The following is a 13,414-nucleotide window of genomic DNA, read 5'->3' as shown; positions in this document are numbered from 1 at the left end:
GACACTGAGGGACACTATGGCATATCGCGTTACCCGGCTGGCTGTGGCCGCCACCCTGGCGGCCAGCGCATTGCTGGCCGGCTGTCAATCGGACACGCCGGAAAGCTTGCTGGCCGACGCCAAGCAGTTGCAGCAGAAAGGCGACCGCAAGGGCGCCCAGATCCAGCTCAAGAATGCGCTGGCCAAAGACCCCGGCAACGGCGAGGCGCGCTACCAGCTGGGCAAGCTGTCGCTGCAGTTGGGCGACGCGGTCTCGGCGGAAAAGGAAGCGCGCCGCGCCCTGGAACTGAAGTACCAGCCACAACAGAGCGAACTGTTGCTGGCCGAAGCGCTGTTGCGCCTGGGCGACATGCAGAAGATGCTGGACGAGACGGAAAAATTCCAGCAAAGCCCGGCCATGCTGGCCTTCCGCGGCGAAGCCCTGATTGGCTTGCGCAAGCTCGACGAGGCGAAAAAACAATTCCAGACCGCCCTGGATGCCGAGCCCAACAGCGCCGACGCGCTGACCGGCATGGCGCGCCTGGCGGCCATCGGCAACGACCTGGAGGGTGCCCGGGCCTTGACCGAACAAGCGATTGCCAAGGACGCGGGCAATATCAATGCGCTGACCTTCAAGGGCGAATTGCTGCGGGCCCAGTCCAAGCCGGAAGAGGCGCGCGCCGCCTTCGCCGAAGTGCTCAAGCTCGATCCGACCAATAGCGGCGCCAACCTGGAGCAAGCCTACCTGGACATCGTGGCCGGCAAGCTCGATGCCGCCCAGGCCGCCATCAACGCCGCCAAGAAGACGGCACCGCGCAGCCTGACGACCTTGTACACCCAAGCCTTGCTCGACTATTCCCGCGGCAACTACAAGGCGGCGCGCGACAACCTGCAAGCGATTGCCAAGGGCGCGCCGAACCACCCGCCAAGCATGTTGCTGTCGGGCGCGGTCGACTTCCAGCTGGGCACCCTGAAGCAGGGCGAGGCCAAGCTGCGCAACTATGTCGACAAGGATCCGGGCAATGCCTTTGCCCGCAAGCTGCTGGCGGCCACCCTGCTGCGTGCCAACAACCCGGCCGACGCGCTGAAGGTGCTGGAACCGACCCTGAAGGGCCAGGTCAGCGACGGCAACCTGCTGGAACTGGCGGCGCAAGCCAATATGCTGCAGCGCGAACCGGCCAAGGCGGCGGCCCTGCTGGAGCAAGCCATCGAGCTGAACCCGAAACGGGCGCCGAGCTATATCGCCCTGGGCGGCGCCCGCATCGCGCTGGGTGAGCGCGACAAAGGGCTGGCCATGCTGAACAAGGCGCTGGAGCTGGAACCGGACTCCTTGCCGGCCGCCACCGCGCTGGCGCGCACCTATCTGGCCATGGGCAACGCGGAGCAAGCCCTGGCGGTGCTGGCCAAGCAGGATGCCAAGCACGGCAAGGAAGCCGAGCTGCACGTGCTGCGCGGGCATGTGCTGCTGTCCAAGCAGGACAAGGCCGGCGCGCGGGCCGCCTTCAGCAAGGCAGTCGGGCTGGCGCCGGCCAGCTATGCCACCGTGGTCACGCTGGCCCAGCTCGAGATCATGGAGCAAAAGCCCGAGGCGGCGCGCCAGCTCATGCTGAAACTGCTGGAGCAGGACAAGGACAATGTCGGGGCAATGACGGCGCTGGCGCAGATGGCCGAACGGGCCAAGCAACGCCAGGAAGCGGCCCAGTGGCTGGAAAAAGCCGCCACTGTCGACCCCGAGGCGCTGATCCCGGCGGTGCGCCTGGCGGCGTATTACCTGCAGTCGCGCCAGCCGGACAAGGCGGTCGACCATATGCGCAAGGTGCTGCTGGTGCATCCGGCCGCGCCGCTGGCGCTGGAAGTGATGGGACGCGCCCAGCAAATGTCGGGCGACCTGGCCGGCGCCTCGGAAACCTATAGCAAGCTGGCCGGCGCTGCGCCGAAGGCGGCGCAAGCCCACCTGTACCAGGCCAGCGTCCAGGTGCAAAGGAAGGATTTGCCGGGCGCCCAGGCCAGTGTGCACAAAGCGCTGGCGCTGGATCCGGGGTCGGTGCCGGCCCAGCTGATGCAGGCCGACCTGGCGGTGCTGCAGGGCAAGCCTGAGGAAGCGCTGGCCGTCGCGCGCAAGCTGCAGAAAACCCAGGCCAAGCTGCCGGCCGGCTTCCTGCTGGAAGGCGAGCTGCAGATGCAAGCGGGCAAGCCGGCGCAGGCCGTGGCACCCTACCAGCAAGCCTTCACGCTGGCGGCGCGGCCGGAGCTGCTGTTCAAGCTCACCAGCGCGCTGCGCGCCGCCAACCGCGCCGCCGAAGCCGATGCCCAGGTGGCCAGCTGGCGCAAGGCGCACCCGGACGAGCCCTTGGGCCTGATGTATGCAGCCGAGCAAAACATTGCGGCCAAGCAGTACAAAGCCGCCATCGGCCAGCTGGAAGCCGTGCTGGCCAAGTTGCCGGACAATGTGCTGGCGCTGAATAACCTGGCCTGGTCGTACCAGCAGGACAAGGACAAGCGGGCCCTCGCCACGGCGGAGAAAGCCCAGCAACTGGCCGGCGACAACCCGACCATCATGGATACCCTGGGCTGGATCCTGGCCGAGCAGAACCAGCTCGAGCGCGCCCTGCCGATCCTGCAGAAAGCCAGTGCGCTGGCGCCCAAGGCGGCCGATATCCGCAGCCACTACGCGGCGGCGTTGTGGAAGAAAGGCGACAAGGCCGGCGCGCGCAAGGAATTGCAGGCGGCCATGGCCGACGCCCGCTTCGCGCAGACCGACGAAGCACGTAACTTGCAAAAGCAGTTTGAATAACTAGCAACTTCTACGCAGTCCAGCCCGCCCGCGCACGGCCGCGTGCGGGCTGCCTCCCCTCTCAGTCTATTGTTTGCCTGAAAACAGTAGAGTCATTTTCGCAACATTTGCTTTGTAGGTATTGTGTGGCGAGCGCCACCATGCCAACATGTAGATAGTTGGTAATTTTTACACAACGCACTGGTAAAACCGATACATTTTCGTCCCGGCATCAATCGTGCGCGCCCCCGCAAGGGTAATCAACTATATTTTGCCGTTGAGCACGGCGTCCGCGCCGCTCGCTGTGCTCATTGGTAGTGGCTGGCCGTCAGGCTGGCGGGTACCAAAGGAGGATAGAGCCATGAATGGAACCGCTGTCCCAGTGCTGGAAGCCGAGCCGGTCCGGCAGGCTCCAGCCAATTCCCATGCGCGCGCCACGCTCGAGGACTTGCTTCCGGAAAATATGGAAGATCTGGTCACCGACGAAAAATCTTTTGGTATACGCATGATCGATACAGTCGAGGGCCGCAGCAAGGCCAGCCTGCTAATCAACAAAATGTACTCCTGGCGGGGCTACGCCGGAACCCATAAACTCACCGACGATCCGAACCGGATCACGCTGACCGCCAGCGACAAGGGCGAGGTGGTCGGCACCCTGACCCTGGGACTGGATTCCCCGATCGGCATCATGGCCGATGAAATTTTCAAGGACGAAGTCGATTCGGTGCGCATGATCCCCGGCGCCCGGGTGTGCGAGATCACCAAGCTGGCGTTCGACAATGGCGGCAGCAAGTCGCAGATGGCCTCGCTGTTCCACCTGTCTGTGATTTATGCGCGCGACTTGCACCACTGCACCCATATCTTCATTGAAATCAACCCGCGCCACCGTCGCTTTTATGAGGCGATGCTCGGCTTCAAGCGCCTGGGCGAACTGAAGACCAACCCGCGCGTCGACGCCCCGGCCTACCTGCTGGTGGTGGACCTGTCGTACGTCAGCGAACAGATCGAAAAATACGGCGGCCAGGGCGTGGAAACGGCCATGTCGGCGCGCTCCTTCTACCCGATGTTCTACTCGCCGCGCGAAGAACGCGGGATTGTCCAGCGCCTGATTAACATCCAATAGTCTATTGAGATTTGATAGTCGATTGACAATTATTGTGGTATTGTCAATATCCTGACCACCAAGCAGGGGTTTCCATGCCACGTCGCGAGAACCGGGGGGCGCCGCGCGCCCTCGCCATCTTCGGCAGCCTGATGTTGGCCGCCGGCCTGTCCGGCTGCCTCAAGTCTGAAACCAGTGCCAGCCTGATGGCGCAAGCCCAGCAGCATTTGCAGCGGGGCGAAACCAAGGCGGCCCTGATCCAGCTGCGCAACGCGGCCGCCAAGAGTCCGGACGATGCCGCGATCCGCTACCAGCTGGCCAGCGTCTACAACGCCTACAACGAGCCGGCTGCGGCCGAAAAGGAAATCCGCAAGGCGCTCAGCCTGCACTTCGAGCGCGCTCAGGCCCTGCCGCAGCTGGTGCGCGCGCTGGTGGCGCAAGACAAGGCCCAGGCGGCCCTCGATGAAACTGCCGATGACGCCAAGAACGCCGGCCCGGCCTTGCTGGCCGCGCGCGCCGATGCCTGGCTGGCGGTGGGCGACAGCGACCAGGCCAGGGACGGCTATGCCCGGGCACTGGCAGCACAGCCGGGACTGGCGGCGGCCTTGCTGGGCCAGGGCAATATGGCCTGGATGGCGAAGGATGGCGCACTGGCCCTGACGCTGGCCGAGCAGGCGGTACAAGCCAACCCGAAAGACCCGTCGGTATTCCGCTTCAAGGGTTCCGTGCTGCGCCACCAGGGCAAGCACGAAGCGGCCCTGGACGCCCTCGGCCTGGCCCTGGCGCTGCAGCCGGACCACCTGAGTGCAAGGGTCGAGCGCGCCGACCTGGAAATCGAGATGAAGCGCTACGACGCGGCCAAGGCCGATATCGCCGCCCTCGACAAGATCACGCCCAACAGCCCGTACGCCCTCTACCTGCAAGCCCTGCTCGACCATACCCGCGGCAAATATACCGATGCGCAGGGCCAGCTGCTCAAGCTGCTGAAGCTGGTGCCCAACCATATGCCGACGGTGCTGCTGGCCGGCGCCAACGAACTCAAGCTGGACAACGCGACCGCCGCCCAGGGCTTCCTGAACGCTTACCTGGAACGCAACCCGGATAACATGTATGCGCGCAAGCTGCTGGCGCAAGCCCTGCTCAAGACCAACCAGCCGGCCGAAGCGGCCGCGGCCTTGGCACCGCTGCTGCGCAGCGGCGCGCAGGATGCCCAGTTGCTGGTGCTGGCCGGCGAATCGAATTTGCGCAACAAGGACTACCAGGCGGCCCAGCAGTATTTCGAAAAAGCCGCCGCCATCATGCCCAACGAAGCGACCTTGCATACCTCGCTGGGCCTGGCCCAGCTGGGCCAGGGCCGGGTGCAGCAGGCGGTGGAACAGCTGGGGCGCGCCACCGCGCTCGACCCCAAGTCGGAACAGGCGGCGCTGTACCTGATCCGCTCCGAAATCAGCCTGGGGCGCTATGACAAGGCGCTGGCAGCGGTCAAGGCTTACCAGGCCGCGCAACCGGACAATGCCGTGGTGCGCAATATGGAAGGCGGCATCTACCTGGCCCAGAAGAATGTGCCGGCGGCCCGCGCCGCGTTCGAGAAAGCAGTCGCGCTGCAGCCGACCCAGATGGCCGCCATGCTGAACCTGGCCCAGCTTGACCTGCAGGAACACCAGACCGATGCGGCCCGCAAGCGCTTCGCGACCGTGCTGCAGCACGACCCGCACCATGTCGGCGCCATGACGGCGCTGGCCGATATCGCCGTGCTGCAAAACCAGCCGGAACAGGCCGTGCGCTGGCTGGAGCAGGCGGTGGCGGAACAGCCCAAGGCAGCCGAGCTGGGCATTCGCCTGGCGCGCGCCTACCTGAAAGCGGGCCAGCATGCCAAGGCCACCACGCTGGCGCGCCAATTGCAGGTGGGCGATGCCAAGAGCCCGGCCCTGTCCGAGCTGCTGGGGCAGGTGCAGCTGGCCAACAACGATGGCGCCGGCGCCCTGGAGAGCTTCGGCAAGATGGTGCAGCAAGACCCCAAATCGGCCCCGGCCTGGTTTGGCATGGCGGCCGCCCACCTGATGTTGAAGAATGCGCCGGCCGCCAGCTCCGACCTGAAGAAGGCGCTGGCGATCGACCCGAAATACCGGGCGGCGCGGCTGGCCCTGGCCGAAATCGCGCAACAGCAAAACCGCCCGGCCGAGGTGCTGGCGATTGCGCGCCAGATGCAGAAGGAAGACGGGCAGCAAGCGGCAGGCTATGTGATGGAGGGCGACCTGCTGGTGCGCCAGCAGAAGTACCAGGAGGCCGTGGCGCTGTACGAGAAAGCCTATGGCCTGGACAAGCAGGGCCGCATCGTGCTGGCGATCCACCGCACTTTGCTGGCGGCCGGCTTGCCGCGCGATGCCGACGCGCGCCTGGCGCGCTACCGCCAGGAACAGCCGGGCGACCTGGCCGCCACCATGTACGCCGCCGAACTGAGCCTCTCGCGCAAGCAGTTCCCGGCGGCGGTCGCCGACCTGGAGCGCGTGCTCAAGGCGGCGCCGGACAGCCCGGTGGCGCTGAACAACCTGGCCTGGGCGTATAGCGAAATGAAGGATCCGCGCGCCTTGCCGACGGCCGAGAAAGCCTTGCAGGCGGCGCCGGACAGTGCGGCCATTCTCGACACCACCGGCTGGCTGCTGGTGGGCAAGGGCGACACCGCGCGCGCGGTGCCGATGCTGAAGCGCGCCAGCGCGCTGCAACCCGCGAATGCCATGTTGCGCTACCACCTGGCGGTCGCCCTCAACCAGTCGGGCGACAAGAAAGCCGCCAAGGTCGAGCTGGAAAGGCTGGTCTCGGGCGGCACCCCGTTCCCGCACCTGGACGATGCGATCGCATTGCTGAAAGTCTTGAACGGCAGCTGAGCGCGATGAGCGAACCCTTCATTTACCAGCAAGCCTTCGCCCGCAATATCGGCTGGGTCACCGAAGCCGAGCAGGCCAGCCTGCGCGGCAAGCGGGTGGCGATTGCCGGTGCCGGCGGGGTGGGCGGGGTGCACCTGATGACCCTGGTGCGCCTCGGGGTCGGCGCCTTCCACATCGCCGATTTCGACCGCTTCGACCTGCCCAATTTCAATCGCCAGGTCGGCGCCATGCAGTCGACGCGCGGCTTGCCGAAGATCGAGGTGATGGCGCGCATGGCGCGCGACGTCAATCCCGAACTCGAGATCAAGACCTTCCCCGACGGCATCAACGCCGACAACCTGGAAGCCTTCTTCGCCGGCGTCGACATCTACATCGACAGCCTCGATTTCTTTGCCTTCGCGATCCGCCAACAGACCTTTGCCCTGTGCGCCGAACGCGGCATTCCTGCCACCACGGTGGCGCCGCTGGGCATGGGGGCGGCCCTGCTGAACTTCCTGCCGGGGGGCATGACGTTCGAAGAATATTTCGGCTGGGGCGACCTGCCGGAAGGCGAGAAGGCGATCCGCTTTGTGGTCGGGCTGGCGCCGGCCGGCCTGCACCGGCCCTACCTGGTGGTGCCGTCGGCCGTCAATTTCGCCGAGCGGCGCGGCCCGTCGACCATCATGGCCTGCCAGCTGTGCGCCGGCATCGCCGCCACCGAGGCGCTGAAGATCCTGCTCGGGCGCGGCGACGTGCGGGCCGCGCCGCACGGCATGCAGTTCGACGCCTACCGCAACAAGCTGGTGCGCACCTGGCGCCCCGGCGGCAACAACAACCCGATCCAGCGCCTGGCGATCATGATCGGCAAGCGCGCCTTTGCGAAAATGGCCCAACCATGAACACCATCGAACAGATCCTCGACCTGGCGCGCTGGGCGCCCAGCGGCGACAACACGCAGGTGTGGCGCTTCGAAATCCTGGCGCCCGACCAGGTGGCCGTGCACTGCTACGATACGCGCGACCATGTGGTGTACGACCTGGACGGGCATCCAAGCCAGGTGGCCGTCGGCGCCATGCTGGAAACCATGGCCATCGCCGCCAGCGCCCACGGCCTGCGCGCCGATGCCGTGCGCCGCGCCGACAGCGCGGACACCCATCCCGTGTTCGACGTGCGCTTCACGCCGGATCCGGCCGTCAAGCCCAGCCCGCTGCTGGCGGTGATCACCACGCGCAGCGTGCAGCGCCGCCCGCTCAGCACGCGGCCGCTGACGGCACCGGAAAAGCAGGCGCTGGAAGCGGCGGTCGGCCCGGCGCACCAGGTGCAGTGGATCGAAGGCTTCGGCGGCCGCTGGTCGGCCGCGCGCCTGATGTTCAACAACGCCAAGCTGCGCCTGACCATGCCGGAAGCGTATGAGGTGCACCGCAGCATCATCGACTGGGGCAAGACGCACAGCCCGGACAAGGTGCCGGACCAGGCGCTCGGGGTCGACAACGGCACGCTGGCCCTGATGAAGTGGGCAATGGCGAGCTGGCAGCGCGTCAACACCATGAATACCCTGATGGGCACCTGGGCGCCGCGCCTGCAGATGGACCTGGTGCCCGGCATCGCCTGCGCCGCCCATTTCGTGATCCGCGCCAAGAGCGCGCCGGCCGGCATCGACGATTACGTGGCCGCCGGCCGCGCCACCCAGCGCTTCTGGCTGACCGTGACCTCGCTGGGCCTGCATATGCAGCCGGAGATGACGCCGCTGATCTTCGGCCGCTATGTGCGCAACGCGGTGCGCTTCACGCGCCTCGACCAGTTGCAGGAATCGGCACGCCGGCTGTACGGCCAGCTCAGCGGCGTGATCGGCGCCGCGCCGGAAACGGCGGTGTTCATGGGACGCCTCGGCGCCGGCAACGCGCCCAAGGCGCGCTCGGTGCGCAAGCCGCTGGCTGAATTGATGAAATAAGCCGGTCGCGCGCCATGCCACGCAAAAAAATCCTGTTCGTCGCCGAGGCGGTGACCCTGGCGCACGTGGGCCGCCCGCTGGCGCTGTCCGCCACCCTCGACCGCGCCCAGTACGAGGTGCATTTTGCCTGCGCCGAGCGCTACGCCTTTTGCTTCGAAGGCGCCGATCTGGTGCGCTGGCCGATCCACAGCATCCCGAACCAGCAATTCCTGCAAGCCCTGGCCGACGGTAAGCCGGTCTACGATGCCGCCACGCTGGCGGGCTATGTGGAGCAGGACCTGCAACTGCTGCGCCAGGTGCAGCCCGATATCGTGGTGGGCGACTTTCGCCTGTCGCTGTCGATCAGCGCCCGCCTGGCCGGCGTGCCCTATATCGCGCTGATCAATGCCTATTGGAGCCCGTTCGTGCGCCAGCGCTACATCGTGCCCAGCCTGCCGCTCACGCGTTTTCTGCCGATCGCGCTGGCCAATGCGCTGTTCAACCTGGCGCGCCCGCTGGCGTTTGCGCTGCACACCATGCCGCTGAACAAGGTGCGGCGCCAGTACGGCCTGCCTGGGCTGGGCTGGGACCTGAACCGGGTCTACACCGATGCCGACTACACCCTGTATGCCGACGTGCCGGAGCTGTTTCCGCCGCACGACCTGCCGCCCCATCATGCCTTCATCGGTCCCGTGCTGTGGTCGCCGCCGCTGCCGGTGCCGGACTGGTGGGACCAGTTGCCGGCCGATCGACCGCTGGTGTATGTGACGGTCGGCAGTTCCGGCCATGGCGCCTTGCTGCCCGGTGTGCTGCGCGCGCTGGCCGGCCTGCCGGTGACGGTGCTGGCCGCGACCGTCGGCCTGGTCCAGCTCGATACAGTGCCGGACAACGCCCGCGTGGCCGACTTCCTGCCGGGCGAGGAGGCGGCGCGCCGCGCCGCCCTGGTGATCTGCAACGGCGGCAGCCCGACCAGCCACCAGGCGTTGGCGGCCGGGGTGCCGGTGGTCGGCATCGCCGGCAACCTGGACCAGTTCCTGAACATGCAGGGCATCGTGGCAGCCGGGGCCGGCGCGCTGCTGCGCGCGGACCGCTTTGACGAGGCGGCATTGCGCCAGGCGGTGCAAGGCTTGCTCGGCATGCCGGCGGCAACCAGCGCGGCGCGCGGCTTGAAGTCCATATTCGATAGCTATCGGGCGTCAGAATCTTTTAGCAAGTTACTGTCGAAAATCCTTACAACGACATAAGTTAATACCAACATGGTACTAACATCAATCAGGCAAGCTATTGATTTCTAAGGATACTGAGAGGTTGGCACAACTATTGCTCATAGGAGTCTGTGCCCGCTGCAAGGCCAGATAGCAGCAAAAGGTCATGACAGCCCTTTTTAACCCAGGAGTCAAAACAATGAAGATTTTCCGCAAACTGCTCCCGCTTGCTACCGTCGCCAGCATGCTGTTCGCCGCTGGTACCGCCCAGGCAGACGTGCTCACCCCCTTCAACATCAAAGATGGCGTGGGTAATACCCTGGCCTCCAATGTGGACCGCCTCGACTGGTCGTCCAACGGCAGCGGCCTGGCCCGTGGCATCGGCCCGTTCGGCACCCCGCTGACCGTCGGCCAGAGCTTCGAATTCCTGTACCAGTCGACCCTGGTCGGCAAGAACGGCGGTACCGGCACCCCGAACCTGGGCGGCCGCCTGGACGGCGAAGCCAACGGCGTCGCCACTGGCGACTTCGAATTCACCATCGCTGCCAAGATGACGGAAGTGGTGACCGGCACCTTCGGCCCGACCGCCACCTTCGGCCTGGGCGGTGGGCCTGGCTCGAACAAAGTGGCGATCTACTTCGATACGGCGCGTAACGCCAACACCGCCACCGGCCAGGGCTTCGACGACGGCATCATGGTTGCGCTGCTGACCATCGATTCCAACTCGTCCGTGTTCACCCTGTTTGGCCCGAACAATGGCCAGGGTTCCGCCAAGCTGCATGCCGGCATGCTGCAACCAGGCGACTTCGTGAACCCGGATTACTTTGAAGGCGTGATGAGCCTGATCTTTGGCGTCGATTTCGAATCGAGCCTGAACTATCCAGCCGGTTCGGCAGCCACCACCGGCTTCCACCGCAACGGTTCGAGCAACAATGGCGACCCGTTCTCCACCGTGCTTCCGGTGTTTGGCCCGGGCGGCGACATCATGTTCAAGGTGGACGGCGACAGCGGCTTCACCCGCGTACCGGAACCAGGCACCATGCTGTTGATGGGCATTGGCCTGCTGGGCCTGGCACGCCTGCGCCGCCGCGCTTAATCCGCGACCTGGCCGTTGAATGGGGACGTACCCTCGGGTACGTCCCTTTTTGTTTTACTGTGGCGGCTTGAACATCTTGGCCACTTCCCGGATCACCATGCTGTGCGGGAACAGGCCGGCAAAGAAGCGCTGCTTGTAGGTGCCTTTGATGGAGGCCACCACCGGATCGCCCTTGGCCAGGCCGGCCAGCGACGCCTTCACCACTTCCGCCGTGCTGCCGCGCGTGGTCAGGGCACTGGAATAGGCGCCGGCCTTGGCGTCGAACTCGGTATCGGTCGGCCCCGGCACCAGGGTCTGCACCAGGATGCCGCGTTCCTTCCATTCGCCGTGCAGGGCCTGGCTGAAGCTTTGCACGAACGCCTTGGAAGCGGCATACACCGCCATATACGGCACCGGCTGGTAGCTGGCCTGTGAGGACACATTGATCACCGCACTGCTCGGGTAAGAGGCCAGGTCCGGCAGGAAGTGGTAGCACATCTCCACCATGGCGCGGTTGTTAACCTCGATCATGTCGCGGTAATCGCTAAGCTCCCAATGCTCGAGGCGGTTCCAGCGTCCCATGCCGGCGATATTGCACAGCAGGCGGATGCGGATGCCGGCCGCGTCCAGCCGGGCCTTGACCTGGCCCACCGAACCGGGCAGCGCCAGGTCGAGGCGCACCACCTCGGCCTGCACCCCCAGCTCGTGCACCACGCGCTTGGCCAGTTCCTGCAGGCGTTCTGCGCGCCGCCCCACCAGCACCACGTTGACGCCGTTGCGCGCCAGTTCGTGCGCGAATGCGGCGCCGATGCCGCCGGAGGCGCCGGTCACCAGCGCCCAATGGCCGCGCAAGTCTTCAAGCTTGATCATCGTAAAGTCCTTTTCCCGTCAGGTGGCGTGCCACGCGCAAGGCGTTGGCGGCAATGGTCAGGCTGGGATTGGTCCCGCCGCTGGACGGGAAGAAGGAGCCATCCACCACGTACAGGTTGGACAGGCCGTGGGCGCGGTTGTTGGCGTCGAGCACGCTGTTGCGCGGATCGCTGCCGAAGCGGCAGGTGCCGCACACGTGGGCGATGCGCTGGTTGTTGTCGGCCTGTTTCACCAGGTCGAAGGCATACGGCTTGAGCGCGTCCTTCATCAGGCGGCGCATGGCGGCGATGCGCGCCGCATCGTGCGGGCGCACGCGGTAGTCGAGCGCCAGGCGCGCATCGCCGCTGGCCGGGGTGACGCGGTTGTCGGCGTACGGCAAGTCTTCCAGCGTGGTGGCCAGCACCAGGCGCTCGTGCACGAACTGCTTGAGGACGGGGCGCAGCACCGGCTGCGCCAGCGTGAACAAGGGTGCCAGCCAGGGCAGGGCGCCTTGCCGGATATCGTCGGCCATCGAGGCGGCCAGCACCGGCACCGGCGGCAGGCGGCCAAACGACTGCACCGAGCCGAGCTTGATGCCGTCGCGCTGGTAGAAATCGTTGAAGCCGAATTCCTTTTGCCGGTTGTCGAAACCGGCTGGCGTGTTGGGCTTGATCAGGTACAGGTCGATGTGGTGGCGCATCAGGTTGCGCCCCACCAGGCCGGAATCGTTGGCCAGGCCTTGCGGCCAGTGGGCGGAGCGCGACTGCAGCAGCAGGCGCGGCGTTTCCAGCGCACCGGCGGCCAGGAAGACCTGCTTGCCGCGCAAGGTCAGGCGCTGGCCGCGCTGCTCGCACACCACGCCCGTCACCGCTGCGCGCGTGGCTTCCAGCTGCACCACTTCGCATTCATCCATCAGGGTCGCGCCATGCTGCGCCAGGGCCGGTTGCAGGCAGACGCGGCTGGCGTCGTTCTTGCACGCGCGGTCGCAGAGATAGCCCTGGCAGGCCGCGCAGCCGTCGACAAATTCACAGGCCAGCGGCAAGCGGTAGGGATGCAAGGCGCGCTGCGCGAAGAAGGCGAACAGTTCGCCGGCGGCCGGCGTCAGCGGCGGCGGCGCGCGGAAGTGCGCCGCCCAGTCGCCACCGGGGTCGGCGCGCAGCGGGTCGGGCGTGCCGCGCACGCGGAACAGTTGTTCCGCTTCCGCGTAATGCGGCAGCAGCGCCGCGTAGCCGATCGGCCAGGCGGCCGGCAGCGCGGCGTCGGCCGCGCCGGGATGCTGGGCGCGCGGCGCGAAATCGGCCGGGAAAAAACGTTCCAGCACCATGCCGTACAGCGCGCTGGAGCCGCCGGTGCCGCTGCCGATGAAGGGCACGAAATGCTGGGTGCGCGGGCCGGCGTTGGTGCGGATGGTGTCGCTGTAGCGGCCGGCGCGCTGCAGCGTGGCGCGGTGCTGCGGGCCGGGCGCGGCGGGCGCCGGGAAATGGGTTTCGGCGTAGCTGTTGGTCAGTGCGCCGGGCCGCAGCTGGGACTTGCCCTTTTCCAGGAACAGCACGCGTTGCCCGGCCTTTGCCAGCGCATAGCCGAGTGGCGCGCCGCCCATGCCGGTGCCGATGATGATCGCGTCCCATTCCATCGGG

9 protein-coding genes are annotated in these 13,414 nt (G+C 66.4%); 7 read left to right on the top strand and 2 right to left on the bottom strand.

What is annotated here, in order from left to right; translation table 11 throughout:
• The first annotated feature begins 16 nt into the window (after positions 1 to 16).
• The 7 genes from prsT (BM269_RS06670) (at position 17) to pepA (ending at position 10,949) form a co-directional block, all read left to right on the top strand.
• Positions 17 to 2,773: an XrtA/PEP-CTERM system TPR-repeat protein PrsT gene (gene prsT / locus BM269_RS06670; RefSeq protein ID WP_090436223.1), complete on the top strand. Its 2,757-nt coding sequence runs from the start codon at positions 17 to 19 to the stop codon at positions 2,771 to 2,773.
• Between the two features lie 340 nt (positions 2,774 to 3,113).
• Positions 3,114 to 3,875: an N-acyl amino acid synthase FeeM domain-containing protein gene (locus BM269_RS06665; RefSeq protein ID WP_229204523.1), complete on the top strand. Its 762-nt coding sequence runs from the start codon at positions 3,114 to 3,116 to the stop codon at positions 3,873 to 3,875.
• A gap of 74 nt (positions 3,876 to 3,949) precedes the next feature.
• Positions 3,950 to 6,739 (top strand): XrtA/PEP-CTERM system TPR-repeat protein PrsT, encoded by a 2,790-nt coding sequence (prsT, locus tag BM269_RS06660; protein ID WP_090436222.1) that lies wholly within the window; start codon positions 3,950 to 3,952, stop codon positions 6,737 to 6,739.
• A 5-nt stretch (positions 6,740 to 6,744) separates the two neighbouring features.
• Positions 6,745 to 7,617, top strand: coding sequence for a ThiF family adenylyltransferase (locus BM269_RS06655; RefSeq protein WP_090436221.1), 873 nt, complete (start codon positions 6,745 to 6,747; stop codon positions 7,615 to 7,617).
• A complete protein-coding gene (locus tag BM269_RS06650) occupies positions 7,614 to 8,669 on the top strand; it encodes a nitroreductase family protein (RefSeq protein ID WP_090436220.1) in 1,056 nt (351 codons plus the stop codon). Before BM269_RS06655 ends, BM269_RS06650 begins: the two co-directional genes overlap by 4 nt.
• 14 nt (positions 8,670 to 8,683) lie before the next feature.
• Positions 8,684 to 9,892, top strand: a complete 1,209-nt coding sequence (locus BM269_RS06645; protein ID WP_090436219.1) for a glycosyltransferase — start codon at positions 8,684 to 8,686, stop codon at positions 9,890 to 9,892.
• Between the two features lie 160 nt (positions 9,893 to 10,052).
• Positions 10,053 to 10,949, top strand: coding sequence for a flocculation-associated PEP-CTERM protein PepA (pepA, locus tag BM269_RS29635; protein ID WP_211482667.1), 897 nt, complete (start codon positions 10,053 to 10,055; stop codon positions 10,947 to 10,949).
• 54 nt (positions 10,950 to 11,003) lie between these two features.
• Here pepA and BM269_RS06630 read toward each other — a convergent pair whose 3' ends face one another.
• Positions 11,004 to 11,798 (bottom strand): SDR family NAD(P)-dependent oxidoreductase, encoded by a 795-nt coding sequence (locus BM269_RS06630; RefSeq protein WP_090436216.1) that lies wholly within the window; start codon positions 11,796 to 11,798, stop codon positions 11,004 to 11,006.
• Positions 11,785 to 13,410, bottom strand: coding sequence for a GMC oxidoreductase (locus BM269_RS06625; RefSeq protein ID WP_090436215.1), 1,626 nt, complete (start codon positions 13,408 to 13,410; stop codon positions 11,785 to 11,787). The genes BM269_RS06630 and BM269_RS06625 overlap by 14 nt, the downstream gene beginning before the upstream one ends.
• Between the last annotated feature and the right edge of the window lie 4 nt (positions 13,411 to 13,414).

The organism is Duganella sp. CF458, from assembly GCF_900113115.1.
GTDB lineage: Bacteria > Pseudomonadota > Gammaproteobacteria > Burkholderiales > Burkholderiaceae_D > Rugamonas.
The sequence above is the reverse complement of the archived record's forward strand: the minus strand, read 5'-3'. Positions and strand labels throughout refer to the sequence as shown.

Excerpts from the sequence above, each read along its gene's own strand:
- BM269_RS06665 (WP_229204523.1), top strand. The coding sequence starts at position 3,114 with ATGAATGGAACCGCTGTCCCAGTGCTGGAAGCCGAGCCGGTCCGGCAG.
- BM269_RS06655 (WP_090436221.1), top strand. The coding sequence starts at position 6,745 with ATGAGCGAACCCTTCATTTACCAGCAAGCCTTCGCCCGCAATATCGGC.
- prsT (WP_090436223.1), top strand. The coding sequence starts at position 17 with ATGGCATATCGCGTTACCCGGCTGGCTGTGGCCGCCACCCTGGCGGCC.
- BM269_RS06650 (WP_090436220.1), top strand. The coding sequence starts at position 7,614 with ATGAACACCATCGAACAGATCCTCGACCTGGCGCGCTGGGCGCCCAGC.
- BM269_RS06630 (WP_090436216.1), bottom strand. The coding sequence starts at position 11,798 with ATGATCAAGCTTGAAGACTTGCGCGGCCATTGGGCGCTGGTGACCGGC.
- BM269_RS06625 (WP_090436215.1), bottom strand. The coding sequence starts at position 13,410 with ATGGAATGGGACGCGATCATCATCGGCACCGGCATGGGCGGCGCGCCA.
- BM269_RS06645 (WP_090436219.1), top strand. The coding sequence starts at position 8,684 with ATGCCACGCAAAAAAATCCTGTTCGTCGCCGAGGCGGTGACCCTGGCG.
- pepA (WP_211482667.1), top strand. The coding sequence starts at position 10,053 with ATGAAGATTTTCCGCAAACTGCTCCCGCTTGCTACCGTCGCCAGCATG.
- prsT (WP_090436222.1), top strand. The coding sequence starts at position 3,950 with ATGCCACGTCGCGAGAACCGGGGGGCGCCGCGCGCCCTCGCCATCTTC.